The sequence below is a fragment of the Novosphingobium ovatum genome (assembly GCF_009909235.1).
Taxonomy (GTDB): domain Bacteria; phylum Pseudomonadota; class Alphaproteobacteria; order Sphingomonadales; family Sphingomonadaceae; genus Novosphingobium; species Novosphingobium ovatum.
In genome coordinates this window covers 139,920-166,309 of sequence record NZ_JAAAPO010000003.1, presented here as the reverse complement: position 1 = coordinate 166,309, position 26,390 = coordinate 139,920, and the positions used below count along the sequence as shown (strand labels likewise).

Here is a 26,390-nt window from a genome sequence, read left to right as displayed (position 1 = left end):
AGGGTGCGCCCCCAATGACGGAGAGAACCATGTTTTCCATCACTTTGCCGCGCAGCATCGCGGCGGCCGCGCTGGCGTTTGGCATAACCTGTGGCACAACTGCCATCGCCGCCGAAGGGCCGCCGCCCGGCATGGTGCTGCCCTCGGTACAGGCAGCTGCGCGGTTTGCCGATGTCCCCTATGCGCCCGCCGATCCGGCCACCAGCCGGGGGCATTTGCTCGACCTCTATCTGCCCGCTACCCCGCCGCGTGCGGGCGCGCTGTTGCCGGTGGTGATCTGGACCGGCGGATCGGCATGGCTGTCGGATGATGGCAAGTTTACCGCCCGTTTCATGGCGCCCGAATTGCTGAAAGCCGGCTTTGCCGTGGCGGGCGTGTCGATCCGCTCCAGCGGTCAGGCGCAGTTCCCCGCCCAATTGCATGATATCAAGGCGGCGATCCGCTTCCTGCGGGCCAATGCCGCCCAATATGGGCTGGACCCCAACCGCATCGCCATCATGGGCGACAGTTCGGGCGGGTGGACCACATCGGTCGCGGCAATTTCGGGCGATGATCCCACGCTGATCGGCAGCATCGGCGTGGCAGGCGGCCCGGCCGGCACCTCCAGCGCGGTGCAGGCGGCGGTGGCGTTGTACCCGCCGACCGCCTTTTTGCAGATGGATGCGTGGTCGCTGACCCCGTGCAAGCCGGATGCGGCGGGGCTGGCGGCGGGGTTTTGCCATGACGGGCCGCAATCGCCCGAATCGCGGGTGATCGGTTGCGCCATCCAGTCCTGTGCCGAGGCCACGCAGGCCGCCGATCCGGTGGGGATGCTGCGCCGGCAAAAGGGTAAGCCCCTGCCCCCGATCATGATCCTGCATGGCCGCGCCGACCCGTTGGTGCCGCATAATCAGGGTGAGCGGCTGTACAAAGCGCTGGCGCATGACTGCCGCGAGGCGCGGTTCTATTCACTGCCGCTGGCGGGGCATGGCCCGGCGTGGGATTTCCTGCAAAAGGCAGAGATCGCCGCCAATGCCACGCTGGAAACCAGCAGCAGCGCCGGTTGCACCACCACCGCGCCAGTGATGGCCCAGCCGGGGTGGGGCGCGGTGATCGCTTTCCTGAAATCAGCGTTGCAGATCGGCGGGTAACAATGTGCGGGGGCGGCGCGACACCGCCCCCATGTCGTTTCAGCCCAGTTCGATACAGCCGCCATCGGCCATCAGGTCGATGCCGTTGATAAAGCTGGCGTCAGGGCTGGCCAGAAACAGCACCGCCCTGGCGATTTCCTCGGACGTGCCCATGCGGCCCAGCGGCACGACGCTGTTCAGCATGTCCTTCATACCCTGGATCTCGGCCTCGCTGGCGTCGCGTTTGAAGATTTCGGTGTCGGTGGGGCCGGGCGAGACCATGTTGACGCGGATGCGGCGCGGCAGCAATTCCTTGCCCACGATGCGCGCCATCGCCCGCAACCCCGCCTTGGCCGCGGCATAGGCGACATTGCCCGGCACCGCCGCCACCGACCCGATCGAGCCGGTGATGACAATCGCCCCGCCATCGCGCATCAACGGCAAGGCATGCTGAATGGCAAAGAACGCGCCGCGCAGGTTGACGTTGTGGATCCCGTCCCAGAAATCCTCGGTCACGTCGGGGACCATGGCAAAACCGCCAACCCCGGCGTTGACGAACAACACGTCGATCCCGCCCAGCGCTTCCTTGACCTCGGCCAGCGCGGCCTGTGTCTCGGCGATCACGCCCATGTCGGCGCGAATGCCCAGCCCCTCGATCTCTTGCGCCGCCGCCGCGATTGTATCGGCATTGCGCCCGGTGATCGCCACCTTAGCGCCTTCGGCGGCAAACATGCGCGCGGCCGCCAGACCGATCCCCGCATTGCCACCCAGCACCAGCACACAGCGGTCCACGAACCGCCCGCTTGTCGCTACCATGTCTGTTTCTCCCGCGTTCAGAACATGGTGTTCGTGTTGGCCGATTGGGCGGGCACGGGCTGGATCACGTCCCAATGCTCGACGATCTTGCAGTCCTTGACCCGCAGGATGTCGACCACCGCCGCGCCCGGATCACCGGCCTTCATCACGCCATGAGCGTGGACCGCCACCAGATCGCCATCGGCAATGATCCGCTTGATCGAATATGTGATCGCCGGATCGGCAAAGGCCGGTTCCAGAAAGGCAATCGCGGGCGCGCGGCCTGTGGCGGCAAAGGGATTGTGCTGGATATAGCCTTCCACCACATAGGTTTCGAAGGCCTGACGCACCTTTTTCTGCACATAGAACAGGTCCATGAAGGCGGTGACGATCTGCTTGGGCGTCTGGGTGCAACGGGCGGCGGGCGCGCGTTTGGCGGGCGCGGCGTGGGCCGTGGCGGGCACGGTGGCCAGCGCAATGGCACCGGCGGCGATCAGCGTGATGTGACGCAACATTGTCTCTCTTCCCAATCTGTTCAAAACATCGGCAGCGGATTGACCGGCTGTGCCGGCACGTCCTGCAACACGTCCCAGTGTTCAACGATCATCCCGTCCGCGCAACGGAAGATGTCGACCACCGCCAGCCCCGGATCACCGGGAAAGCGCATCACATGGACATGCACGGCCACCATGTCGCCATCGACCAGCGCGCGGTGGATGGTTTGGCGGGCGTCGGGCGATTGGGCGCGCACCATGTCCAGAAACGCCTTCAGCGCGGGGACGCCCGGTTCGGCCAAGGACGAATGCTGCACGTAATCGGGCGAGATGTAGCGATCGACGGCGGACGAATCCATCGCGATCAGCACCTTGTTGTACATCTCCAGCACCAGGGCCAGATTGGCCTCTTCCTGTGGGGTTCTTGCCATGCTTTCCTCTCCGGCGGGGCGGTGTATGGTTGCCTGTGGCCGACATTTTGCGTCGATCCGCATTTGCCCCTTACACCTCTATTGTATCATTTGTTAGGATATGCCAAGCCTGTAACAACGCAACACCGCGCGCCGGGGGCGGGGGTCGAAAACGGCCAGCCTCCATTGCCCGCGCAACGCATGGGAGAGGGTATGAACAGGACCGCGCTGTATGGCGTTCTGGATGGTTTTCTGGCGGCTTTGGCGGCCAAAAACGCGGCGCGCGTGCCATGGGCCAAGGGCGCGCATGTCAGCGAAAACAACGTCATGCTGGAAATTGGCGATGGCGTGTGGAACACTATTCAGCGCATTGGCGACTATCAGTTGCGCTTTGCCGATGTGTCCACGGGTCAGGTCGGCTATTTCGGCACCATCCACGAAGCGATCGAGGAATCGGCCTTTACTCTGCGGCTGCGGGTGAACGACCGGCTGGAGGTGACCGAGTGCGAGATGTGCATCGTGCGCCAGAGCGATTCGGGCATCAAGTTTGAAAACCCGCGCTATTGGACCAAGCCCATTCTGGAGGCCAATGCGGTCGCCCCCGTCAGCCGCGCGGAAATGGTCAAGCTGTCGAACGGCTATTTTGACACGCTGCAACTGAACGATGGCACGCTGCACACCAAATTCCACCCCGATTGCAACCGGGTGGAAAACGGCGTGCAGACCACCCACAACCCCGAATTTGCCAAGATCGTGCCGGTGTCGGCGCTGGGCTGTGAAGAGCAGTTCAAGATGGGCAATTACCGCTATGACGACGCCCTGCGCGCGCGCCGCTTCCCCTTGGTGGACGAAGAGCGCGGGCTGGTGCTGGCGTTCGGCTTCATCGACCATTCGGGCAAGCTGGACCGCTATCAATTGACCGACGGGCGCTGGGTCAACTCGCCGGTGCGGCGGCCGCATTCCTTCTACATCTCGGAATTGTTCAAGGTCGATCACGGCATGCTCTGCCAGATCGAGGCGAACTTCATCACCGTGCCCTATCGCATGCCCAGCCCGTGGGACAACCTGTGACATCCGTGGAACACCCTATGAAACAGAACGTGGAACAGCGCGTGAAACAGCGCCGCCACTGGGCGCTGCTGGCGATGGCGCCAGTGGTGCTGGGCTTGGCCGGATGCGGGCTGCTGGGCGGCAAAGGCACCGAGCAGCAGGCCAAGGCCGGCGACAATTGGACCAACCCCGGTGGCGATGCGGGCAAGACGCGCAACTCGACGCTGGAGGACATCACGCCCGCCAATGTCAGCCGTCTGGGCGTGGCGTGGATGGCCGAACTGCACACCAATCGCGGACTGGAAGGCACGCCGGTGGTGGCCGATGGGGTGCTTTATGCCTCGGGCGTGGCGGGGCGGGTCTATGCCTATGACGCGGCGACCGGCAAGGAACTGTGGACGTTCGAGCCCAACGTTGACATGCAGGTCAACCGCACCGTCTGTTGCGATCAGGTCAACCGTGGCGTGGCGATGGCCGATGGCAAGATCTTTGTCTCGGCGCTGGACGCGGTGATGTATGCGCTGGACGCCAAGACCGGCAAGATCGTCTGGCAGGTCGACACCAAGGAGGTGAAAGACCGGGGCATCAACAGCACCGGCGCGCCAGAGGTGGCGGGCGATGTGGTGGTGATCGGCAATGGCGGTGCGGAATATGACGTGCGCGGCTATGTCAGCGCCTATGACATCCGCACCGGCGCGTTGAAATGGCGGTTCCACACCGTGCCGCGCGACCCCAAACTGGGCGCGCAGGACCACCCCGATCTGGAAGCGGCGGTCAAGACGTGGGACCCGAACAGCCGCTGGGACATCAGCGGCGGCGGGACGCCGTGGGATGCGCTCAACTATGACCCCGAAACCGGGCTGTTGCTGGTCGGCACGGGCAATGGCGGCCCCTATCCGCGTTCGATCCGCAGCCCAAAGGGCGGGGACAACCTGTACCTGTCGTCCATCGTCGCGCTGGACCCGAAAACCGGGCGGGTGAAGTGGCATTATCAGGAAACGCCGGGCGATGAATGGGATTTTCCCGCCACCGCGCCGATGATCCTGACGCATATGCAGGTGGACGGGCAGGACCGCGGCGTCGTGCTGCACGCGCCCAAGAACGGCTTCCTCTATGTGCTGGACCGCAAGACCGGCCAATTGCTGCGCGCCAACGCTCTGGTGCGGATGAATTGGGCCAATGGCGTCGACATGAAGACCGGCCGCCCCAATCTGACGCCGCAATTCAGCGATCTGGGCACCGGGCCAAAGATCATCTTTCCCGGCACGCCGGGCGCGCGCAACTGGTTCCCGCCCAGCTATGATCCCAAGACCGGGCTGTATATCGCCTCGATCCTGGACATGGGCAACTTGATCTTCATCACGCCCGAGCCCAAGGATTACCGCCGCAAGGCGTTGAACACCGGGTCGGCGCTGATCTTTACCAACGCGCTGGCCGAAACCATGCCAACGCTGCCGCCGCCGGTGGCCGCCGCGGTCAAGGCTTTGCCCCATTACAAGGACGCCATCGCCAACCCCGCCAAGGCCGAGATCCGCGCCATCGATCCCCTGACCGGCAAGACGGTGTGGGCGGTCCCCACGGCGGGCTGGCAGGATCGCGGCGGGGTGATGACCACGGCCAGCGGCTTGACGTTCCACGGATCACTGAACGGGCAGTTGCTGGTGCGCGACAGCCGCAATGGCACATTGCTGAAAACCATCGAGACCGGCACCCCGATCATCGCCGCACCCATGACGTACAAGGTCAAGGGCGTGCAATATGTCGCGGTGATGGCGGCATGGGGCGGGGGCGGCTTCCCCTATGTCCCGCGCTATTCGGCGGCGTATAATCGTGAAAACGCGGGCCGTTTGCTGGTCTTCCGGCTGGATGGCAAGGCCGCGCTGCCCCCGCCCCCTGCCCGCCCCGCACTGGAAATCGCCCCGCCGCCCCCGCCACAGGCTCCGGGCGTCACACAGGCGACAATCGGCATGGGGCGCGGTCTGTTTTATTCCAACTGCGCGATCTGCCATTCAAACCAGCACCGTTCCATCACCCCCGACCTGCGCCGGATGAGCGCCCCCACCCATCAGATCTTCAACGAGATCGTGATGAAGGGCCTGTACCTGCCCAAGGGGATGCCGCGCTGGGATGACCTGTTCAGTCAGGCGCAGGCCGATGCCATCCACGCTTTCCTGATCGACGAACAGGCCCGCACCCGCGCCGACGAGCAGGCCAAGGTCAAGGCTGGCGTGGCGATCGACGCGCCGCGCGCCGCGATCATGTCCAATTTCTGATTTTGACGGGATTTCCTGCAATGATGACCGATCCGTTCGACACGCTCTCCACCATGGAGAAGCCCCATCTGGAATTCGCCTTTGCCTGCCGCTTGTGGTTCACGCGGGTGAACACCGTGCCCGACATCCCCACCGGCGGCTTTCGCAGCGCGGTCTATGTTGACCGGGGCGAATTTGAAGGCCCCCGGCTAAAGGGCCGCGCCGTGCCCAATTCGGGCGGCGACTATGCCCATTTCCGCCCCGATGACACGGCCTGCTTTGACGCGCGCTATGTGCTGGAGGTCGACGATGGCACGCTGATCTATATGCAGAACAAGGGGTTCTTGTGGGGCCGCACCCCCGGCGTGATGGACCGCCTGCGCGAATGGGCGTTCAATGGCGGCGAAGCGGTGCCCCATGCCGAATATTACCTGCGCGCCCAGCCCACCTTCGAAACCAGCAAGGGCAAGCATGACTGGCTGACCAAGCACGTCTTTATCGGCGTGGGTGAGCGCAAGCCCGATGGCAATTACGTGCGCTATTACGCGCTGACCTGAACCACCGATATGCGGGACAGGGGCCGGACCAACGGCCCCGCCCGCCAGCAGGAGAGGACCGATGGCCACCACCACCGCCACGCGCGGCATCACCGCCAACATCGCCTATTCCGGGCGCGGGGTTGAACGCCCGCGCTATTACGCCAACGCGCATGAACGTGACGTGCTGGATATCGTCTCGTTCCCGATGACGGTGCGCAGCGCGCGCGGGCTGAACGCGGGACTGGACGTCGAGGGCTTCCTGCTGGCCGATGCACCGACACAGGTGGGCGACTGGGCCGATGCGGCACAGATCCGCGACATCTATGTGGCAGAGGTCGAGGCTTTGTTGCGCCGCCTGACCGGGGCCGACGCGGTCAAGGTCAGCCCCCACGGCATCCTGCGCTTTTCCGAGGCCAGCGGCCGGGCGGGCAGCGGCAACAATTCGCATCCGGCGCGCTTTGCCCATATCGATATCGCGGACTCCTCGGCCTTTCCCATGGCGGAACGCGGGGCAGAGGGGCGCACCTATGCCCGCTTTGCCAATTACAACGTGTGGCGCGCGATTTCCGCCCCGCCGCAGGACGTGCCGCTGGCGCTGTGCGACGCGCGTAGCTTTGCCCCCGAAGACCTGATCGTGGCCGACGCCATCTTTGACGAACCCGATGGCCGCGAATGGGGGTTCGAAGGCCTGCTGGTGGCGCATAACCCGGCGCACCAATGGTATTACTACCCCGACATGCAGGCGGACGAGGCGATCGTCTTCAAATCCAAGGACAGCCACCCCACCGCCGCGCACCACATCCCGCATGTCGCGTTCAATGACCCAACGGCGGTGAACGCCATCCCGCGCTCCAGCATCGAGATGCGGGCGACCTGTTACTGGTGGGCGTAAGGCAGGGGATGAAGGGGGCCTCCGGCGGGCAAAGGGCCCCAAGCATTTCTCTTGAGAAATGCGACCAACAAGGATCACCCTTTGCAATCCCATTAATCAGTTGTGTTTTGCTCCCGCCGCGCAGCCGCCTTAAAAGCCTGCGGCGCAGCGGCGTTACGCATGGGGGAACCCGTGGCGCGTCATCGACATGACGGGGATTGCAAAGGGCCCCCGCCCTTTGCCGCCGGAGGCCCCTCCTCCCCTTCCCCTTACGTCAAATCATTGATACTGATCGACTTTCCCTCCAGAGCAGCCTTGTTGGCGGCGCGGCGCATGCGCTCGACCTCCAACCGCTCGGCCGGTGCGTCTTCCTGTGGCAGGGCGGCCAGGCTGTCCTGATAGATCGCGGCAAAGTCCTCGGCGAATTCGGGGTGGGTAAAGATCAGCCCGCGATCCGCATCCATCCCCGCCAGAATGCGGCGTCCGGCCTCCAGCGGGTCCATGCCTGCCTCAAACGCCTTGCCGAATTTGGTCAATTCGTCGGCGTTCACATCGCCAAAGCCGGACGCGCCAAATTCGGCCGGGCGGCGAAAGGCAGAATCCCACGCATTGGTCGCCACCAGCGCCGGGCACACCAGCGAACAGCCGATGCCGTGCGGCACCAGATTGTAGCGCAGGCTTTCGGTCAATCCGCGTACCGCAAATTTACTGGCGGTATATATACCGGCCTGCGGGCCCGACAAATAGGCCGCCATGCTGGCGATGTTGACCACATGGCGGCGGCCACTCGCGCGGCGCAGCGCGGGCAGGAACGAGACCACCCCATTGACCACCCCGCCAAAGTTCACCCCCATGATCCAGTCATAGTCGGCATAGGAGGCCTCGGCCGTGTCGCCAAAGACCGAGACGCCCGCATTGTTCACCACCACATGCACCGCGCCAAAATGCGCCTCGACGGTGGCGGCGGCGGCGGCAAAACCCTCGCGGTCGGTCACGTCCAGCTTGATCCACAGCGGTTCTTCGTGGCCATTTTGGGCAAACCATGCTGCGGCTTTGCTGCGGTAATCCTCGTTGCGGTAGGACAGCGCCAGACGCATCCCCGCCTCGGCCAGTGCGCGCGCGATGCCAAAGCCCAACCCCGACACGCCGCCGCTGACAAAAGCCACCCGCCCCGCCCAACCGGCGGGCACCACGTATTCGCTCGTACCCATGTTTTTTCCTCTCGCCAAACGCGTAACGATTGTTAGTATCGCATACAAAGAAGTCCAGACTTCAAAACGCATTTTTGATTCTTTGGGAGAGACATATGAGCGAGACCGAAAACCGCCTGGCGGTGCTGGAGCGGCGCGTGCAGGAGCTGGAGGACATCAACGCCATCCGCCGTTTGCACTGGGCCTATGGCTATTACATCGATTTCAACCGCGCCGATGACGTGGCCGACCTGTTTGCCAAGGATGGCGAGGTGATCTTCCTCTCGGGCGTCTACAAGGGCCGCGAGGGCGCCTATCGCCTGTATGGCACCTGGTTCAAGTCGCTGTTCCTGGCCCCCGGTGAGGAAGGCCCGGCCTATGGCTTCCTGCTGGACCATTTCCAGATGCAGGACATCATCACCATCGCCCCCGATGGCCAGACCGCCAAGGGCCGGTTCCGCGGCATGCTGTTTGGCGGCAGCCACGAAAGCCGCGAATTCAAGCCCGAGGGCGTGCCGCTGCAATTCATGGAAGCGGGCATCTATGAGAACGACTACGTCAAGGAAGACGGCGTCTGGAAGATCCAGCGTCTGGACTACATGATGCAGTGGCAGGGCGATTACGAGACCGGCTGGGCCAAGACCATCAGCCACCTCCAGCCCGCGATCGAGTGCTATCCGGCCAATCCCTTCGGCCCGGACTATATCCGCACCGAAGAGCTGCGCCAGACCTGGCCGCATCGCCATGACGTGCCCATGCACTTTGCCCACCCGCGCTTTGGCAAGCTGCTGGCGGGCCAGGAACCCAAGTAAACACCGCTTTTCCGCGCCCTGCCCGCCCGTTTTCCATCCTCCTCCACCGGGGCGGACAGGCGGGGCGGCGGTCTGACGGGTGGGCTGGCTGCGGGCTGGCCCACCCGTTTTGCGTGACGGCGGCCGGGCATTGACGCATCACTTGCCGCGCACCAGTATCGTGGTATGATCGAGCCCGATTTCGACATCATCGGCGCACTGTGGCAAGGGCTCGCCGAATGGGCGTCGGCGCGCTGGGGCGCTGGCGGTTGCGCTGTGGCGGCCATCGCGCCCGTCGCCCTGATCGCTGCGGGACTATACCTGTGGCTGGGTTAACGGGCGCGCATTCGCACCGCCCTCACCCTTCTTCGCCGCCCTCCGGCCCGGTCCACGCCGCCAGCCGTTCCAGCACGATATCAGTCAGACCGATCATCTCGCGCTGCTGCCGCTGAGTCAGCGCCGAGAGCACATCGCTGGCCAGCCCGGTCAGGCTGGGCATCATCGCGCGATAGGCCTCCTCGCCCGCCTCGGTCAGGCAAACCGGGCGGCGGCGGCGGTTTTCCGGGTCCACCGCATCCACCAGCCAGCCGCGATCACGCAGCGAGGCAATCGCCCGGCTGACATTCATCGGCGCCATGCCATTGATCGTCACCAGATCATGCCCGGCCATCGGCCCTTCCCCCGCCAGCGCCATCAGCGTCTTGGCCTCGTTCGGGGTGACGCCGGCCGGATCGCACACCCCCACCTTCATCGGGGTGGCCATCAGGCTGGCCATTTTCAGCAGGCGGATCAGCAAAGCATAAAGCCGCTCCTCCTGATCGGTCAGGCAGGCGTCATCTGGCAGCCCGGCCACAACCGGGGCCGGGTCCGTCGAAGGGAGGTTTGCGTTCATCACCGCGTCGGTATTCTCGGTCAGCCCCCGGGCGCAAGTCTATATTTGCTCCATATGGGAAATTAACGAATGTTGCTTTTTCGCACCACATTCGCCACCAATCAAAAAAAGCGTGACAAACGCTTGCCAAGCGAAACGTTTGTATGCACTACGAACAATATTGGTTGGGCCCGCAGAGCCCTATATAGGAGAGGGAAATATGGCCAAGCTTTTTGGCACCAATACCCGTGCACGCATGACTGTCGCGGCCAGCGTGATGGCTATGGCGATCGCCGCTCCGGCGTTTGCAGCAGAGCCGGCACCGGCCGCTGACGACAGCGCCACCACCAAGGAAATCGTCGTGACCGCGCAGTTCCGCAGCCAGAAGCTGCAGGACACGCCACTCTCGATCACCGCGGTCAACGCAGACCTGCTCAAATCGCGCAACCAGACCGACATCTCGCAGATTGCCGCGCAGGCCCCGAACGTGTCGCTGACCCCGATGGGCGGCGCTTTTGGTTCGTCGATGGCCGCCTATATCCGTGGCATCGGCCAGTATGACTTCAACCCCGCCTATGAACCGGGCGTGGGCATGTATGTCGATGACGTGTATTACGCGACGCTGACCGGTTCGGTCATGGATCTGCTGGATCTGGAGCGCGTCGAAGTACTGCGCGGCCCGCAGGGCACGCTGACCGGCCGTAACTCGATCGGCGGCGCGATCAAGCTGTTCTCGGTCAAGCCGAACGCCACCAATTCGGGCATGGTCGAAGCCGCCTATGGCGCGCGCAACCGCGTTGACCTGCGCGCCAGCGCCAACTTCGCGCTGACCGACACGGTGTTCATGCGCGTTTCGGGCGTGTACAAGCGTCAGGACGGCTATGTGAACATGGTCGACTATGGCTGCGCCAACCCGGGCAACTCGCTGGGCATTACCGCCAGCGCCGGTTCGGGCAAGGACTGCATCGTCGGCAAGCTGGGTGAAAAGAACTACACCGGTGTGCGCGCCTCGATCCGTTACAACCCGAGCGACAAGTTCGACTGGACGATCATCGGCGATTACTCGTACGAAAACCGCACCAATGCGGCTGGCGTGATCACCTCGATGAACACGGCCAAGACCGGCGGCGTGGACTTCACCTGCGGTCGCTTCTGCACCTACGCCAACTTCTACATGGCCGCTGGTGGTCAGGCTGGCCAGTCCTACTCGATGCCCTCGAACCTGACGTTCAGCGGCTGGGGCGTGTCGAGCAACGCGACCTACAGCCTGAGCGATGACCTGAAGATCACATCGATCACGGCCTATCGCAAGTATCACCAGATCTTTGGCACCGACGACGATTACACCCCGTATTCGACGATCGCGGGCGCGGGTTACAACGACCTGACGTTCAAGTTCTTCAGCCAGGAACTGCGTGTCAACGGCAAGATCGGCTCGCTGGGTGAGTGGACCCTGGGCGGTTTCTACAATGACCAGACTTCGGTGTATTTCACCCGTCAGGACATCCGCTACATCGTGCCGGGCGTTCCTGCCCTGTACCTGCAGTTCACCGGTAACGACCCGATCCGCGCCAACTCGAAGGCCGCGTTCGGCACCGTCATCCTGCACCCGATGGAAGGCCTGACCCTGACCGGTGGTCTGCGCTACACCAAGGAGCACAAGGACTACACCTTCACCCGCATCCGCTGGGATGGTGGCACGCTGGTCGATCCGTTCGGCGTGGGCGCTCTGAACGGCGCGGTGGCCAACTATGACGGCGAAAAGGTCGACTGGCGCATTTCGGCCGACTACCGCTTCAGCCCCAATGTGATGGCCTATGCGACCGTCAGCACCGGCTTCAAGGGCGGTGGTGTCACCGCGCGTCCGTTCACCCGCACGCAGGCCACCAACGGCACCTTCCGCCCCGAAACGCTGACCGCGTATGAAGGTGGTGTGAAGACCGACTGGCTGGATCGTCGTCTGCGCCTGAACGCGTCGGTGTTCTACAACGATTACAAGAACATGCAGCTGCCGATTTCGGACTGCTCGCTGCTGGACGGCTTTGCCCCCGGCACCGATCCGTTCCCCTGCGCCGCGATCCAGAACGCGGGTGACGGCAAGATGTACGGCTTCGAACTGGAAATGTCGGCCACCCCGGTGCCCGGCCTGGCGATCGATGGCGCGCTCAGCTACATCGACGGTGAATGGAGCCGCATCAGCTCGCAGGTCACCTCGATCAAGCTGACCGACCCGATCACCTCGCCCAACTGGAAATGGTCGCTCGGTGTGCAGTATGACGCCGATATGGGCAGCAACGGCACGCTGACGCCGCGCCTCGATCTGGCCCACACCGGCCGCCAAAGCCTGGGCCGCCTGGCGATCACCGCACCGCTGGACTACAACCCCGCGATGACGCTCGCCAACGCGCGCCTGACCTGGAAGAACCCGGGCAAGGATCTGGCCATCAGCCTGGAAGTGTCGAACCTGTTCGACAAGTACTATACGCTGCCGATCCGGTTCGCGGCGCTGTATGCCTTTGCTGGCACCGGCTACTCGACCGTGGGCCGTCCGCGTGAATGGGCGATCTCGGTCAAGAAGACCTTCTGATGCTGCGCAGCATTTGAAGGCAGACTACAAGGGGGGCGGGCCGCAAGGTCCGCCCCTTTTGCATGGGGGCGCGTGGTGTTAGCATCGCCTGACCAGTGGTGCGGCCCGTCCAGCCGCCGGGCGCAAAAATATATCAGTGCTAAGCTGTTTTTCGTTGACGCCGCCCGCGCCGTGCAGCATCGTCGGTAACAATTGTTAGAAAGTTTGGGAGAGGACCCAGCCCGTGAAGCTGACTTTGCCGCCGCGGATCAGTCCGCAACAGTTCGACACGGCCCTCAAGGCCTTTGCTGGCGTGGTCGGCGAAGGATGGGTCATGGCATCGGATGCCGATCGCACCGCCTATGCCGATGTCTACGCCCCCGGTCCGATCGATCAATGGCCCGCCGGTGCCGCCGTCGCGCCGTCCTCGACCGAGGAAGTTCAGGCGATCGTGCGTCTGGCCAATGAGCACAAGGTGCCACTGTGGCCGGTCGCCCGTGGCAAGAATCTGGGCTATGGCACCGCCGCGCCGCGCCTCAAGGGCAGCGTTGTGCTGGACATGGGCCGCATGAACAAGGTGCTCGAGCTGGACCCCAAACTGGCCTATGCCGTGGTCGAGCCGGGCGTGGGCTTTTTCGACCTGCATGACGCGATCGAGCGCGCCAAGGCGCCATTGTGGATGAGCGTCCCCGGCAATGGCTGGGGCAGCGTGCTGGGCAATGCGCTGGAGCACGGCATCGGCTACACCCCCTATGGCCTGCACGCGCGCAACCTGTGCGGGATGGAGGTCGTTCTGCCCGATGGTGACATGCTGCGCACCGGCATGGGCGCGATGAACAACAATTCCGCATGGCACCTGTTCCCGATGAACTATGGCCCGACGTGGGATCTGGCCTTCAGCCAATCCAATCTGGGCGTGGTGACCAAGGCGGGCGTGTGGCTGCAACCTGCCCCCGAAACCAGCCTGGAACTGACCTGGGACATCCCGGAAGAGGACGACATCGCCTGGGTGATCGACACCATCACCCCGCTGAAAATCGCCGGCATCATCGAACAGAACGTCTTCATCCCCAGCTGGCTGGGCAAGATCGTCATTCTGGGCCAGCGCAAGGATTTCTGGGACAAGCCCAGCGCCATGCCCGAGTGGCGCGTCAAGGAACTGCTCAAGGAGCACAAGCTGGGCTATTGGCGCGTGTCGATCCGCCTGTATGGCGACGAGAACGTCAACAAGGCCAAGGCCGAGGTGATCAAGGCCGCGTTCAAGCGCCACCTGTCCGCCCCGCCGTTCGAGGTGTGGTGGCGTCAGGGCGAGGAAAAGCCCGCGCTGGACATCTCGCTAGGGACGCCCTCGGCGGTGCCGTTGCAGATGTCGGACTGGGTCGGTGGGCGCGGCGCGCATCTCGGCTTTTCGCCGGTGGTCCCGGCCACCAGCGAACATGTCATGGGTCAGCTGAAGCGCAGCCGCAAGATTATCGCTGATCACGATGTCGACTTCTATGCCAGCTTTACCATCGGCGGGCGTTTTGCCAACAATGTCAACATGTTGATGTATGATCGCGACAATGCCGCGCAGATCGACAACATGAAGAAGCTGTTCAACGCGCTGATCGACGAGACCGCCAAGGCCGGTTACGCCGAATACCGCACCCATCTGGGCTGGATGGACCGGGTGATGGACACGTTCGATTACAACAACAACGCGCTGCGCCGCTTTGACGAGAAGATCAAGGACGCGCTGGACCCCAACGGCATCATCGCCCCGGGCAAGCAGGGCGTGTGGCCTGCCGCCTATCGCGATCTGAAGCAGGAGGGCCGGGCATGAGCACGTCTTTGACCAAGCGTCTGGCACTGGGCGCGGCGGTGGTGCTGATCGCCACGCTGGCCGCCTGCAAGGGTGAGGCCCCCGCGCCCGGCGGCCCGGCCAAGGGCCCCGGCGGCGTACCGCAATTCCCCCCCTATCAGATGCGCGCCGAGCAGCCGGTGGGCAATCGTCTGGTCGGTGGCCGCGACCCGCAAGCGGTGTTTGAGCATCAGTGCGGCTATTGCCACCTGCCCGGTGGCATGGGCACCAACCTGTTGACCAAACAGCGCATCATGGCTGGCCAGCCGCCCGAAACCGGGATTCTGGCCAACCGGACCGACCTGACCGCCGATTACGTCAAGGCGGTGGTGCGCAATGGCAAGAACGCCATGCCGCCGCAGACCCGTGTGGACATGACCGATGCCGAACTGGATGCGGTGGCGGGCTGGCTGGCAAGGAAGCGCTGATGACCGAGGTTACTGTAAAGCCGACCCTGGCGGCCAGCCGCCGCAGCCTGCTCAAAGGCTCAGCACTGGCCGGGGCAGCCGCCGCGCTGCCGCTGGCCAGCAGCACCGCCCATGCCGCCGCGCGGCTGGTGGTGTATGACAGCCGCGTCGCCGAATCGCGCGACTTTGCCGCGCAGCATCGCGGCGGCCTGATGCTGGACATGGCGGTCGCGCATGATGACCGCTTTGCCCTGTTGCGCGGCGATCTGCCTGCCATCACCCATGTCGAAGGCCTGACCCGCTGGAGCGACTGGCTGATGGTGCGCGGGGCGATGGAGGAACGCGGGCTGCGTCTGGCCAGCGAAACCCGCATCGCCGCCCCGCTGACGGGCCGCGACCACCTGTTCCGTTGGGCGCTGCGTTCGCGGTAAACGGCGGAAACACCTGACAAATCAGGCTCGGGGCGGAACAGCGACGCCCCGGGCCTTTTTTGCGCCCGGCACAGAGCGGCCCCTTGCGCGCGGGGTCAATATTTGGTTAGTGATACATACAATCACAGCCGCAAGCATAAAGCGGCACCCATGGGAGCGGAGCGTCCAATGAGCGACATTACCCTGTACCACTGGGAACCCAATGCCAATTCCGGAAAGCCCATGCTGGCGCTGATGGAAAAGGGCGTGGCGTTCGACAGCCATTACATCGACATGCTGAATTTCGATCAGCACAAGCCGGAATATCTGGCAATCAACCCGCAGGGCACGATCCCCGCCATGACGCATGACACACCCGCCGGCCGCCGCGTGCTGGTGGAATCGACCGCGATCATGGAATATGTCAACGAAGCCTTCGACGGCCCCGCGCTGATGCCGGACAATGCCGCCGACCGCTGGCGCATCCGTTGGTGGATGAAGTTCATGGACCAGTGGCTGGCGCCCAGCTTTTCGATGTTCGGGTGGAAATATTTCGTCGGCCCCAACGCGTTAAAGGCCCATGGCGAGGCCAAGATCCGCGCCCAGATCGAGGCGATCCCCCTGCCCGAACGGCGCACCGCGTGGAACAAGGCGGTGTTTGGCCTGTTTTCGGACGCCGAAATGGCCGAAAGCGGCCGCCGCATTGCTGTGGGCATCCAAATGCTGGAAGCCGAACTGGCCAAGCGCGAATGGCTGGCCAGCGACACCTATTCGCTGGCCGACGTCAACGGCTTCAATCTGGCCTATGCCATGCCGCTGTCGCAGCCGCATCTGGCCAATGACGAGCTGACCCCCAACATCATGCGCTGGCTGCGCGCGATCTATCGCCGCCCCGCCACCCGCGCCTGCTGGAAGCTGGGCCGCACCCCCATGGCCAGCCGCGTCGAAATTCTGGAAACCGACTACATCGCCCAAAAGGCCGAGAGCGAAGGGCTGTACCAACTGGGCCAGCTGGGAGAAAAGGCATGAGCATGATCCTCTATCACGGCGAGCCGAACGGCCCCTCGCTGACCGCGCTGGCGATGGTGGGCGAAACCGGGCTGGACGTCGATTGCCGCCCCATCGCCCTGCTGCGCGGCGAGCGCCACACGATCCCCGGCCTGACCGAGCCGCTGGCCCGCGACATGGGGCTGGAAGGCGAAGGCCCGGTGCTGGTGGTGGACGGCGAGGCGATGACCGAATCGGTGTTTCTGGCGCAATATATGGACGAAATGGCCGGCAACGCCCTCCAGCCAAAGGACGCCTATGCCCATTGGCAGATGATGATGTGGTGCCGCCGCATCACCGAACGCTGCGCCCCGGCCGCCGCGTTTCTGGGCAACAAGGCCTTTGCCAGCCCCGTGTTGGCGGCGATGGCGGATGCCGAATTTGACGCGGCGATTGCGCCCATCGTTTCGGGCGACCTGAAACAACGCTGGATCGAAACCCGCGCCGACAGCATGACCGAGGCGGCTGTGGGCAATGCCATGGCCGATTCCACCACCAAACTGACCGCCGCTGTACAGATGGTCGAAGATCAGTTGGCCGATGGGCGCGAATGGCTGATGGGGGATGTGTCGATCGCCGACATCGAAACCTATGGCTGGCTGGCCGGCGCCGAGGCCCTGGTGCCGGGCGTGTGGGACAACCGCCCCCGCGCCGCCGCATGGGCCGCACGCGTGCGGTCCCGGCCCAGCGTGGCGGCCGCACTGGCCCGCGCCACCGTGGCCCAGCCCGAAACGGCATGGGCACCAGGACCGGAAATCAACCGCTGGGGCTGATTTAGCGTTTCAGATCAGGCCGCTGCAACCATGCGGCGGCCTGTTTTGGTTCCCCCACCGCGCTGGAGGCCACCGGCCCGCGCGCGGCGATGAATTCGGCGTGGAGGGCAAACGGCTCCATCGCCAAATCATGACGCAGATCGTCGATGGTTTCGGCCAGATCGGCCAGTTCGGCCAGCACGGGCGCGACCTTGGCCCGCGCCACCTTGTCCTGCTGATGGTCAAACAAGCCCCACGCGCCCGCCGCCGTCACCTTCAGGGCGGCGATCAGGGCGTCGCGGTACTCGTCTTCCAAATCAGCGCGGCGGATGTCCATCCGTTCCAGACGATCCGCCTTGGCCATCAGGCGCGCGCCAACGCGGCTTCGCATTCACCCATCAGACCGGCGATGATGTCGGCGACCGGCTCTTCCTTGCTGACCATGCCGACCGACTGGCCCGCCATGACCGAGCCATTCTCGACATCGCCCTCGATCACCGCGCGGCGCAGCGCGCCAGCCCAGTAATGCTCGATCTGCAACTGCGCCTCGCCCATGTCGACTTCACCGGCGTCCAGCAGCTTGGCCACTTCGACCTGCTTGGCGGTGAATTCCTCGGTGCCCTTGTTCTTCAGCGCGCGCACCGGGATCACCGGCAGGCGCGGGTCAACCTGCACACTGGCAACCGCCTCGCGCGCGCTGGCGCGGAAGAAGGCCTTTTTGAAATCGGGGTGGGCGATCGATTCCGTCGCGGCCGCAAAACGGGTGCCCAATTGCACGCCCGCCGCACCCATCTCCAGATAGGAGGCGATCATCTCGCCCCGACCGATGCCGCCGGCAACAAACACCAGATTGTCAGCGGCCAGAGCGGGCAGGATTTCCTGCGCCAGCACGCTGGTCGACACCGGGCCGATATGGCCGCCGGCCTCGGACCCTTCGATCACCAGCGCATCTGCGCCCGAACGCAACAGCTTCTTGCCCAGCGCCAGCGTGGGGGCAAAACAGATGACCTTGGCGCCGGTCTCCTTGATCGCCTCGACGCTACCCTTGGGCGGCAGGCCACCGGCCAGCACGACATGGCTGACCTTATGCTTGGCGCAGACCGCGATCAGGTCGAACAGCGCCGGGTGCATGGTGATCAGATTGACGCCAAAAGGCTTGTCCGTCAGCGCCTTGGTCGCGGCGATTTCGGTGTCCAGCAGTTCGGGCGTCATCGCGCCACAGGCGATCACGCCAAAGCCGCCCGCGTTGCTGATCGCGCTGACCAGATTGCGTTCCGAGACCCAGCTCATCGCGCCGCACAGGATCGCCGTTTCGCTGCCCAAAAAGGCCGCACCACGCGCCATCAGCGCATTCGTCTTGTTCGTCACCAGTCCCTCACGCAATGTCTGTTGCCACGCCGCGCCTATAGGCCGTGGCGCGGCAGGCGGCAAGCGTGACGGCGGGCACAGGGGAAGGATCCGATGCGGGTCCGACGCAATCAGTTATCCACAAGCCATCCACAGGCATGTCCACCAAGCATCCACCGCCGGTCAACAGCCTGTGCACAGGGTTACGCACCGTGCACGCACAGGGTCATCCCCTGCGCATGCACAGGCTTATCCGCAATTGCCTTGGATCAGCTTTCCAGCTGCCGCAGCAGGCTGCGCACGTCGCCGTCGATATCGGCATCACGCGTGCGCAGATCCTCGATCAGGCGCACCGCGTGGATCACCGTCGAGTGGTCACGCCCGCCAAACTTGCGCCCGATTTCGGGATAGGACCGCGGCGTCAGCACCTTGGCCAGATACATCGCCACCTGACGCGGACGGACGACAGCGCGCGCGCGGCGCTTGCTGGCCATTTCCGTGCGGTCGACGCGATAGAACTGGCACACCGTGCGCTGGATCTCGTCGATGGTGATCCGCTTGCGGTTGGCCGACAGGATATCGGTCAACTGATCCTCGGCCAGTTGCAGCGACACCGGCTGACCGGTCAGCTGGGCATAGGCGATCAGCTTGTTCAACCCGCCGACCAGTTCGCGCACGTTGCGGTTGATGGTGCGGGCCAGAAACTCGACCACATCGTTGGGCACGCCCACGCTGGCAAAGCGCGACAGGCGGTGCTCCAGCACGGCGCGGCGCAGTTCGATGTCAGCAGGCTGTATATCGGCCACCAGCCCCATCGACAGGCGCGACAGCAGGCGCTGCTCCACGCCGTCCAGCGCCTGCGGGGCGCGGTCGGCGGCGAACACCAGCCGCTTGCCCTCGGCCAGCAGGGCGTCGATCGTATAGAGCAGTTCCTCCTGCGCGCTGGCCTTGCCGATGATGAACTGGATGTCATCGATCATCAGCAGGTCAAAACCGCGCAGGCGGGCCTTGAACTCGATCATCTGATTTTGGCGCAGCGCCTGGACGAATTCGACCATGAAGCGTTCGGCGCTGCAATAGAAGATCCGCGCGCGCGGGTGGTTGGCCAGAAAGGCATGGCCAATGGCGTGCATCAGATGGGTCTTGCCCTGCCCCGTTGCGGCCTTGAGGTACAAGGGCGAGAACTGCGGCGCCTCGAGCGCGGCCATGCGCTGCGCGGCGTTGCAGGCCAGCACGTTGGACGTGCCGGTGACAAAGGTGGTGAAGGTGAGCGAGGGGTCCAGCCCGATCGAGGCCAGCCCGACCGCATCGGGGTTCAGCGTCTCGGCGGTGGCGGTCATGCCCATGCCGCGCGACTGGGGCGCATCTTCCACCTTGCGCAACGAAGGCGCGGGGGCACCATTGTCACGCGCGATTCGCAGTTCGGGCAGCGCGCGGCGGCCCGGCTGGACCGAGATCCGCACATGGCGCACTTCGGGCCGGGCAATCTTCCACGCCAGCGAGAGACGGTCGGCAAAACGATCCGCCACCCAATTGGCCGAAAACTCTGTCGGCAAATAGAGGTCCAGCGTGCCGGTCTCCTTGCAGAAACCCCCCAGTTGGATCGGACGGATCCACTGGTTGTGCAATTGCTGACCCAGATCCTTGCGCAGGCCTTGGCTGATGTCGGACCAGTCAGCCGCCAAATCCAGCGCCTCCTGATCCTGCACCTCTGCACGGCCCTTGGCCGGCATACCCTTGATGCCCACGGAATCGGCCTTGCGGCCACCCCAAACGGTTCCGGTCACCCCGAACGCTCCCGACTAAAAACCCAACGATCCACCGACCTGACCTGCGCAGACGCACAACAAGTCCCACCGCAGTCACCCCGCAGCCGGCTGATCGTTCAAAAAACACGATTGTGAAGGCCAGAGCCCTTGGCTCCGGCACGACTATCTATGGACAAGTCTGAGCCAAGGACAAGGCGGCATTTTGCAACGGAACCGAAATAATTGCCTTGACACCACAAGGGCGGCAGAAATCCGGGAAAACCGCGCAAATAGCTGTTTTTACGTATTATTTTGAAAAACGCGCCGCCGAATCGTTGTATCTGAATAGCTTGGCTCGACCACACTGTGGCCGTACCCACACATATAAGAAAAGGCCGGCGGTTTGCCCCACCGGCCTATTCCAGACAAACACCTAAGTATTTGTTCATATTTCTGCCTCTGCCAATCGATTGTGGTTACAAAAGGTGAGCGAATCACCTCCTGATTATTACCACTTCGGACAGAGCCACGCCGAAGCGCGCCTTGCCCGATCAGAGAGCGGCGACAGCCTTCGACAGACGCGACATCTTGCGCGCCACAGTGTTCTTGTGCAGCACGCCGCGCGCAACGCCACGGGCCAGTTCGGGCTGGGCGTCGTGCAGGGCAGCAGCAGCAGCAGTCTTGTCACCACCTTCGATCGCGGCTTCCACCTTCTTCACAAAGGTGCGGATGCGGCTGATGCGGGCGCCATTGATCTCTGCGCGGCGCTCATTGCGACGGATGCGCTTACGGGCTTGCGGCGTATTGGCCATGTGTGTCCTCGTATCGGGCCGATGCGGCCGGAATTGCTAGCGAAAATCGGTATAACAAGGCCATGCGACCCCGTTGGAAGGGCGGCCCTTAGCGTTGGCGTGGCGAATCGTCAAGGGATTCGCGTGTCACGCCCTGCCGGAAAACGCCCCGGGGCGACGCGCGGCGCTATTGGCTGCCCACCCGGTTCAGCGTGTCCAGCCCGCGCGCCACGGCATCAGCCAACAGACTGTTGTCGCGGGTGGGATCGGATTCAAAACAGCACAGGGCCTTTTCCAGCTCGCGCGCGGCGGTTTCATAGGCCGCGGCCTGCGCCTGCGGCTTTAACGCGCCCATCAGCGCGGTCAGCACCGGCACCAGAATCGCCACTGCCACGCTCAACAGGTTCAGCCAGGACGCAGAATTGGGCCGCGTGGCCACCAAAGTCTGAAAGGTGTTGTTACTGGCCACAACCGAGGCCAACAGCGTCGAGGCCACGCCCAGCGCAATTCCAGTCCAGCGCCACCACCAGCGCGCCTTGCGCCACTGCTCCAGATAAACGCGCGCCTGCGCCTCATAGTCACGGCGCGGCGGCGCGCTGTCGGCACCCTTGATTCCCTCGCTGACCTTGGTCATCGCCTCACTCCCCCTGTGATGCGGCCATCATGCCCTATTTCTGACAGGCTTGGCACCAGAAACTGGATCGGCCGCCCTGGGTGATGCGGGTGATGGTGCCGCCACAGGTGCCGCACCCTTCGCCCTCGCGGCCATAGACGCGCCAGTTGGCGGCGAAATAGCCCAGTTCGCCATTGGGTTGGGCGTAATCGCGGATGGTCGATCCCCCGGCGCGAATCGATTCCTCCAGCACATCGCGGATCGCCGGGACCAGCCGCGCGATTTCAGGCCGGGTCACCTTGCCCCCGGCGCGGGTGGGGCGCACACCGGCGCGGTACAGCGCCTCGCAGACATAGATATTGCCCAGCCCCGACACCACTTTCTGATCCAGCAACAGCGTCTTGATCGGCCCCAAGCGGCCCTTCAGCGCGGCCGCCAGATGGGCGGGGGTAAAGTCCGGCCCCAGCGGTTCCGGGCCCATCGCGGCAAAGGCGCCCCACCCCGCCAGACCATCGGCTGCCACCAGATCAACCGATCCAAAACGGCGCGGATCATTCAGCGCCAGCACATGGCCCGCATCGGTTTTCAGGATCAGATGGTCGTGCCGGTCGGGGCTGTCGGGGTCGATCCGCCACCGCCCCGACATGCCCAGATGGAACACCAGCACCACCCCGCGGTCCGTATGCAGCAGCCCATATTTGGCCCGCCGTGTCAGATCGGTGATGGTCGCCCCCTGCATCACCTGCACCAGATCGGCGGGGAACGGGCGGCGCAAGCCTTCGCGCCGGGGCTCCACCCGGACCAGCCGGGCGCCACGCAAAAACGGGTCCAGCCCGCGCAATGTTGTTTCGACTTCGGGAAGTTCTGGCATATTTGCCCCTATAACGGCCTTCCCGCCGCCGGCAAACTGGCCTAAAGCGCCGCGCATGACCGACACCGCCCATTCGCCCGCCGCCACCGTCTCGTTTGGCTATGAGGACATCGCCGAGGAGGAAAAGGAGGCCCGCGTCGGCGCCGTCTTTTCCGGCGTGGCCAAGAAGTATGACATCATGAATGACGCGATGTCGGCCGGCATGCACCGTTTGTGGAAGGACAAGTTCGTCCGCCGGGTCAAGCCACAGCCCAATGAGGACATTCTGGACATGGCCGGCGGCACCGGCGACATCGCCTTTCGCATGCACAAGCATGGCGCCAATGTCACCGTGTCCGACATCAATCAGGACATGCTGGACGTGGGCATCGAACGCGCGATGGAGCGCGGGCTGGACGGGCTGGTGTGGAGCCGCCAGAACGCCGAGGAACTGAGCTTTCCGGCGCGCCACTTCGACGCCTACACCATCGCGTTCGGCATCCGCAACGTCACCCACATCGACAAGGCGCTGGCCGAGGCCTACCGGGTGCTGCGCTTTGGCGGGCGCTTCTTCTGCCTGGAGTTCTCGACCACCGAATGGCCCGGCTTCCGCGAGGTGTATGACGCCTATTCGCACAAGCTGGTGCCGCAAATTGGCCAGATGATCGCGGGCGACGCCGAAAGCTATCGCTATCTGATCGAATCGATCCGCCGCTTCCCCCCCATGCCCGCGTTTGAAACCATGATCCGTGACGCCGGTTTCGTGAACACCCGCGTCGAGCCTATCCTGGGCGGGCTGGTGGCGATCCATTCGGGCTGGAAGATCTGAACTTGGCCTCGCATTCGACGCATATCTGGCGGCTGTTGCAATGGGGCCGGATTCTGGCCCGCCACGGCGCGCTGCGCATTATCGAGGATGCGCCCAATACCCCCGCTCCGGTGCGCCGCCTGTGCCGCATCGCGCGGTTTGGCGCGGCGACGCCCGATGTGCCCGATTACGCCGGGGCATTCCGCGCGATTGGCCCGGCCGCGATCAAGCTGGGCCAGACGCTGGCCACCCGCCCCGACATCGTGGGCGAGGAGGCCGCGCGCAACCTGCTGACGCTGCAGGACCGGCTGCCGCCCGTCCCCTTTGCCGCCATCCGCGCCGAGATCGAGGCCGCCTTTGGCCGCCCGCTCGACCAGCTCTATGCCTCGATCGAGGAGGAGCCGGTGGGCGCGGCCTCGATCGCGCAGGTGCATCGCGCGGTGACGCTGGATGGGCGTCAGGTGGCGGTCAAAGTACTGCGCCCCGGCATCCGCGAGAAATTCGCCGCCGACATCCAGACCTATGAATGGGCCGCCGCCCATCTGGAGGCTTTGGGCGGCGAGGCCACGCGACTGCGCCCCTCGCTGGTGATCGCCAATTTCAAACGCTGGACCCTGCGTGAGCTGGACCTGCGCCGCGAGGCGGCCAGCGCGTCCGAACTGGCCGACAAGATGGCTGGCGTTCAGGGCTATCGCATCCCGGCCATCGACTGGGACCGCACCTGTGGCCGGGTGATGACGCTGGAATGGATCAACGGCGTCAAGATTAGCGACATGGACACCCTGCGCGCCGCCGGCCACGATCTGCCGCATCTGGCGCGGCGGCTGGTCATCGCGTTTCTGACGCAGGCGGTGCAGCTGGGCTATTTCCATGCCGACATGCATCAGGGCAACCTGTTCATCGAGGCCGATGGCACGATCGCGGCCATCGATTTTGGCATCATGGGCCGGATCGACCGCCGCGCCCGCGTCTGGCTGGGCGAGATTTTGCACGGCCTGACCACCGGCAATTACCGCCGCGTCGCCGAAATCCACTTCGAGGCGCAATACGTTCCCTCCTACCACTCGCTGGAGGAATTCGCGACGGCGCTGCGGGCGGTGGGCGAACCGATGCGCGGCCGCTCGGTCAAGGAATTGTCAGTCGGGCAGATGCTGGACGGGCTGTTTGCCATCACCCGCGATTTCGACATGGCGGTGCAGCCGCACCTGTTGCTGTTGCAGAAAACCATGGTGATGGTCGAGGGGCTGGCCACGCAATTGTGGCCCGACGTCAACATGTGGGACGTGGCCGGGCCGTTCGTGTCGGAATGGATGCGTGATGAACTGGGGCCAGAGGCGGTGATCGCCCGTGGACTTCAGGACAGCGTGCGCCGCCTGTTGCGCCTGCCCGCTCTACTGGACCGGATCGAGGAGAAATATCCGCCCAAGGGTGGTGCCCCCGAACCGCCGCCTTTGCCCGCTGTCCCGCTGATGTGGGATCATGGTAAACGCAATCCTAACCAATGGCTCCGATATGTTGCGGCTGCAATTGTCGGAGGAGCGGTCACATGGGTGGCGCTATTGGGATCTATGGGGCGGCCGGTCTGGCCGATGTAGTGGCAGATGGCGGCGAAAGCGCGCATGATGGCGCGATGACCTATCGCCGCCCGCCTGCTCCCGGATGGGACCGTTTTGCCCGCTGGCCGCGCCTGTGGGCGCAAAGCTTGCTGATCGCGCTGGCCGGGCTGTTCGTGGCCTCGGCGCTGGTGCCGATCACGGTGGGCCGGGGCGAGGAAGCCAAGCCCCCCAGCGTTGCCCTGATCGCCGGAGACAAGGCCGCGCAGGCCGTGGGCGGTACTGGCCCCGGCGCGGGCCGGGTCCGCGACGATGACCTGAAACTGTACGACACCGCCATCAGCCGCATCCGGCATGGCGAAAACTATTACGACTTTATCGTGCAGGAACAGCGCAACAGTTCCTATCCCGTGCGGCCCGGTGTGGCGGTGCGCCTGCCGACGCTGGCCTATCTGAACGCGGCGATGGGGGTGGATGGCGATGCCAGCGCGCCTGTCGCCATGGCGGCGGCGATTGCGCTGATGCTGGGGGTGATCTGGGCATGGCGGCGGCGTCTGGCGGACGAAGGCGCGACCGAAAGCCAGTTGCTGTTCGGCACGGCGCTGGTGTTTCTCGGGGCCTCGCTGGGGCTGAACCGCTATTATTTCGTGCTGCATGAATTGTGGGCGGGGATGCTGATCGCGCTGGCGCTGGGGCTGCACCGGGTGGGCGACCGGGGCCGAGGCGGGCGCTGGATCGGCGCTTGGGCCGCGGCGGCACTGGCGCTGGCGATCCGCGAACATGCGCTGCCCTTTGTCCTGTTGATGGCGGCCATGGCGGCGGGGCGCGCGCTGGTGTGGCGGGGCACCGCCGGGGGCCGCGCCGCGCTGAAGGAAGCCACCGCATGGGGACTGTTGATCGCCCTGTTCGCAGGCGCGCTGGCATGGCACCTCTCGATCATCGCGGCGCAGGTGCGCCCCACCGATCCCATGGGGCCCAGTTGGCTGGCGCTGCGCGGTCTGGGCGGGTGGCTGTCGAACATCGTGCTCTCGTCCAACCTGCGGTTCCTGCCGCATTATCTGGCTGGGCCGGTAGTGATGGCCATGATGCTGGGCTGGGCCGGGTGGCGCAGCGCGGCAGGGCTGACGGCCACGCTGTTGTTTGCCGGTTATGGCGTGATGTTCATGGTGGTTGGGCGCAACGACAATTTCTATTGGGGCGCGATGATCGCGCCTGCCATGTTCGCGGGCCTCGCCTTTGTGCCGATGGCGGCGACCTCGCTGGTCAAGGCCGCCCGCCCGCGCTAA

General features: G+C 64.5%; 27 protein-coding genes. 16 read left to right on the top strand and 11 right to left on the bottom strand.

Going from position 1 to position 26,390, the window contains the following annotated elements; translation table 11 throughout:
• Positions 1 to 29 precede the first annotated feature (29 nt).
• The gene (locus GTZ99_RS08400) at positions 30 to 1,130 is read left to right on the top strand and encodes an alpha/beta hydrolase (RefSeq protein WP_161717855.1); all 1,101 of its coding nucleotides are present in this window, start codon (positions 30 to 32) and stop codon (positions 1,128 to 1,130) included.
• 39 nt (positions 1,131 to 1,169) lie between these two features.
• Here GTZ99_RS08400 and GTZ99_RS08395 read toward each other — a convergent pair whose 3' ends face one another.
• The 3 genes from GTZ99_RS08395 to GTZ99_RS08385 are packed head-to-tail and all read right to left on the bottom strand — an operon-like array spanning position 1,170 to position 2,829.
• The gene (locus GTZ99_RS08395; protein ID WP_161717854.1) at positions 1,170 to 1,925 is read right to left on the bottom strand and encodes an SDR family oxidoreductase; all 756 of its coding nucleotides are present in this window, start codon (positions 1,923 to 1,925) and stop codon (positions 1,170 to 1,172) included.
• A 17-nt stretch (positions 1,926 to 1,942) separates the two neighbouring features.
• Positions 1,943 to 2,419: a nuclear transport factor 2 family protein gene (locus tag GTZ99_RS08390; RefSeq protein ID WP_161717853.1), complete on the bottom strand. Its 477-nt coding sequence runs from the start codon at positions 2,417 to 2,419 to the stop codon at positions 1,943 to 1,945.
• 20 nt (positions 2,420 to 2,439) lie between these two features.
• A complete protein-coding gene (locus GTZ99_RS08385) occupies positions 2,440 to 2,829 on the bottom strand; it encodes a nuclear transport factor 2 family protein (protein ID WP_161717852.1) in 390 nt (129 codons plus the stop codon).
• A 192-nt stretch (positions 2,830 to 3,021) separates the two neighbouring features.
• Between GTZ99_RS08385 and GTZ99_RS08380 the strand changes: the two genes are divergently transcribed.
• From GTZ99_RS08380 to GTZ99_RS08365, 4 genes are all read left to right on the top strand, one after another.
• The gene (locus GTZ99_RS08380) at positions 3,022 to 3,879 is read left to right on the top strand and encodes a hypothetical protein (protein WP_161717851.1); all 858 of its coding nucleotides are present in this window, start codon (positions 3,022 to 3,024) and stop codon (positions 3,877 to 3,879) included.
• Between the two features lie 17 nt (positions 3,880 to 3,896).
• Positions 3,897 to 6,131, top strand: coding sequence for a PQQ-dependent dehydrogenase, methanol/ethanol family (locus GTZ99_RS08375; RefSeq protein WP_227711197.1), 2,235 nt, complete (start codon positions 3,897 to 3,899; stop codon positions 6,129 to 6,131).
• A gap of 20 nt (positions 6,132 to 6,151) precedes the next feature.
• Entirely contained in the window at positions 6,152 to 6,667 is a 516-nt protein-coding gene (locus tag GTZ99_RS08370) for a DUF3237 domain-containing protein (RefSeq protein ID WP_320076659.1), read from the top strand.
• Between the two features lie 61 nt (positions 6,668 to 6,728).
• Complete coding sequence (locus GTZ99_RS08365) at positions 6,729 to 7,541, top strand: CmcJ/NvfI family oxidoreductase (RefSeq protein ID WP_161717850.1); 813 nt, start codon at positions 6,729 to 6,731, stop codon at positions 7,539 to 7,541.
• A 248-nt stretch (positions 7,542 to 7,789) separates the two neighbouring features.
• On the opposite strand, the gene GTZ99_RS08360 is transcribed toward GTZ99_RS08365, so the two are convergent.
• Positions 7,790 to 8,731, bottom strand: coding sequence for an SDR family oxidoreductase (locus GTZ99_RS08360; RefSeq protein ID WP_161717849.1), 942 nt, complete (start codon positions 8,729 to 8,731; stop codon positions 7,790 to 7,792).
• Positions 8,732 to 8,826: 95 nt separating this feature from the next.
• On the opposite strand from GTZ99_RS08360, the gene GTZ99_RS08355 reads away from it, so the two are divergent.
• Together GTZ99_RS08355 and GTZ99_RS08350 are read left to right on the top strand one after the other, a co-directional pair.
• Positions 8,827 to 9,522: a nuclear transport factor 2 family protein gene (locus GTZ99_RS08355; RefSeq protein WP_161717848.1), complete on the top strand. Its 696-nt coding sequence runs from the start codon at positions 8,827 to 8,829 to the stop codon at positions 9,520 to 9,522.
• A 165-nt stretch (positions 9,523 to 9,687) separates the two neighbouring features.
• The gene (locus GTZ99_RS08350; RefSeq protein ID WP_161717847.1) at positions 9,688 to 9,837 is read left to right on the top strand and encodes a hypothetical protein; all 150 of its coding nucleotides are present in this window, start codon (positions 9,688 to 9,690) and stop codon (positions 9,835 to 9,837) included.
• A gap of 22 nt (positions 9,838 to 9,859) precedes the next feature.
• On the opposite strand, the gene GTZ99_RS08345 is transcribed toward GTZ99_RS08350, so the two are convergent.
• Complete coding sequence (locus tag GTZ99_RS08345; RefSeq protein ID WP_161717846.1) at positions 9,860 to 10,393, bottom strand: MarR family winged helix-turn-helix transcriptional regulator; 534 nt, start codon at positions 10,391 to 10,393, stop codon at positions 9,860 to 9,862.
• Between the two features lie 199 nt (positions 10,394 to 10,592).
• On the opposite strand from GTZ99_RS08345, the gene GTZ99_RS08340 reads away from it, so the two are divergent.
• The 6 genes from GTZ99_RS08340 (at position 10,593) to GTZ99_RS08315 (ending at position 17,415) form a co-directional block, all read left to right on the top strand.
• A complete protein-coding gene (locus tag GTZ99_RS08340; protein WP_201742440.1) occupies positions 10,593 to 12,959 on the top strand; it encodes a TonB-dependent receptor in 2,367 nt (788 codons plus the stop codon).
• A gap of 223 nt (positions 12,960 to 13,182) precedes the next feature.
• Positions 13,183 to 14,760, top strand: coding sequence for an FAD-binding oxidoreductase (locus tag GTZ99_RS08335; protein WP_161717845.1), 1,578 nt, complete (start codon positions 13,183 to 13,185; stop codon positions 14,758 to 14,760).
• A complete protein-coding gene (locus GTZ99_RS08330; protein WP_161717844.1) occupies positions 14,757 to 15,206 on the top strand; it encodes a c-type cytochrome in 450 nt (149 codons plus the stop codon). The genes GTZ99_RS08335 and GTZ99_RS08330 overlap by 4 nt, the downstream gene beginning before the upstream one ends.
• Complete coding sequence (locus GTZ99_RS08325) at positions 15,206 to 15,616, top strand: twin-arginine translocation signal domain-containing protein (RefSeq protein WP_161717843.1); 411 nt, start codon at positions 15,206 to 15,208, stop codon at positions 15,614 to 15,616. Before GTZ99_RS08330 ends, GTZ99_RS08325 begins: the two co-directional genes overlap by 1 nt.
• A 168-nt stretch (positions 15,617 to 15,784) precedes the next feature.
• Positions 15,785 to 16,624 (top strand): glutathione S-transferase family protein, encoded by an 840-nt coding sequence (locus GTZ99_RS08320; protein ID WP_161717842.1) that lies wholly within the window; start codon positions 15,785 to 15,787, stop codon positions 16,622 to 16,624.
• Positions 16,621 to 17,415 (top strand): glutathione S-transferase family protein, encoded by a 795-nt coding sequence (locus GTZ99_RS08315; RefSeq protein ID WP_161717841.1) that lies wholly within the window; start codon positions 16,621 to 16,623, stop codon positions 17,413 to 17,415. The genes GTZ99_RS08320 and GTZ99_RS08315 overlap by 4 nt, the downstream gene beginning before the upstream one ends.
• Position 17,416: 1 nt before the next feature.
• Here GTZ99_RS08315 and GTZ99_RS08310 read toward each other — a convergent pair whose 3' ends face one another.
• The 6 genes from GTZ99_RS08310 to mutM all read right to left on the bottom strand — a co-directional run bounded on the left by GTZ99_RS08310 (position 17,417) and on the right by mutM (position 22,764).
• Positions 17,417 to 17,758: a hypothetical protein gene (locus GTZ99_RS08310; protein WP_161717840.1), complete on the bottom strand. Its 342-nt coding sequence runs from the start codon at positions 17,756 to 17,758 to the stop codon at positions 17,417 to 17,419.
• Positions 17,758 to 18,738 (bottom strand): NAD(P)H-dependent flavin oxidoreductase, encoded by a 981-nt coding sequence (locus GTZ99_RS08305; protein WP_161718451.1) that lies wholly within the window; start codon positions 18,736 to 18,738, stop codon positions 17,758 to 17,760. The genes GTZ99_RS08310 and GTZ99_RS08305 overlap by 1 nt, the downstream gene beginning before the upstream one ends.
• A 272-nt stretch (positions 18,739 to 19,010) precedes the next feature.
• Entirely contained in the window at positions 19,011 to 20,474 is a 1,464-nt protein-coding gene (dnaA, locus tag GTZ99_RS08300) for a chromosomal replication initiator protein DnaA (RefSeq protein ID WP_161718449.1), read from the bottom strand.
• Positions 20,475 to 21,040: 566 nt separating this feature from the next.
• Positions 21,041 to 21,301: a 30S ribosomal protein S20 gene (gene rpsT, locus GTZ99_RS08295; RefSeq protein WP_161717839.1), complete on the bottom strand. Its 261-nt coding sequence runs from the start codon at positions 21,299 to 21,301 to the stop codon at positions 21,041 to 21,043.
• Positions 21,302 to 21,467: 166 nt separating this feature from the next.
• Positions 21,468 to 21,914 carry a hypothetical protein gene (locus GTZ99_RS08290; protein ID WP_161717838.1) on the bottom strand — a complete coding sequence of 149 codons (447 nt, stop codon included), beginning with the start codon at positions 21,912 to 21,914 and terminating at the stop codon, positions 21,468 to 21,470.
• Between the two features lie 34 nt (positions 21,915 to 21,948).
• Positions 21,949 to 22,764, bottom strand: coding sequence for a bifunctional DNA-formamidopyrimidine glycosylase/DNA-(apurinic or apyrimidinic site) lyase (gene mutM, locus GTZ99_RS08285; RefSeq protein WP_161717837.1), 816 nt, complete (start codon positions 22,762 to 22,764; stop codon positions 21,949 to 21,951).
• 55 nt (positions 22,765 to 22,819) lie between these two features.
• Here mutM and GTZ99_RS08280 point away from each other — a divergent pair, with 55 nt between their 5' ends.
• The 3 genes from GTZ99_RS08280 to GTZ99_RS08270 are packed head-to-tail and all read left to right on the top strand — an operon-like array spanning position 22,820 to position 26,390.
• A complete protein-coding gene (locus GTZ99_RS08280; RefSeq protein WP_161717836.1) occupies positions 22,820 to 23,572 on the top strand; it encodes a class I SAM-dependent methyltransferase in 753 nt (250 codons plus the stop codon).
• Positions 23,573 to 23,574: 2 nt separating this feature from the next.
• Positions 23,575 to 25,146, top strand: a complete 1,572-nt coding sequence (ubiB, locus tag GTZ99_RS08275) for a 2-polyprenylphenol 6-hydroxylase (RefSeq protein WP_161717835.1) — start codon at positions 23,575 to 23,577, stop codon at positions 25,144 to 25,146.
• A complete protein-coding gene (locus GTZ99_RS08270) occupies positions 25,098 to 26,390 on the top strand; it encodes a hypothetical protein (protein ID WP_227711196.1) in 1,293 nt (430 codons plus the stop codon). The genes ubiB and GTZ99_RS08270 overlap by 49 nt, the downstream gene beginning before the upstream one ends.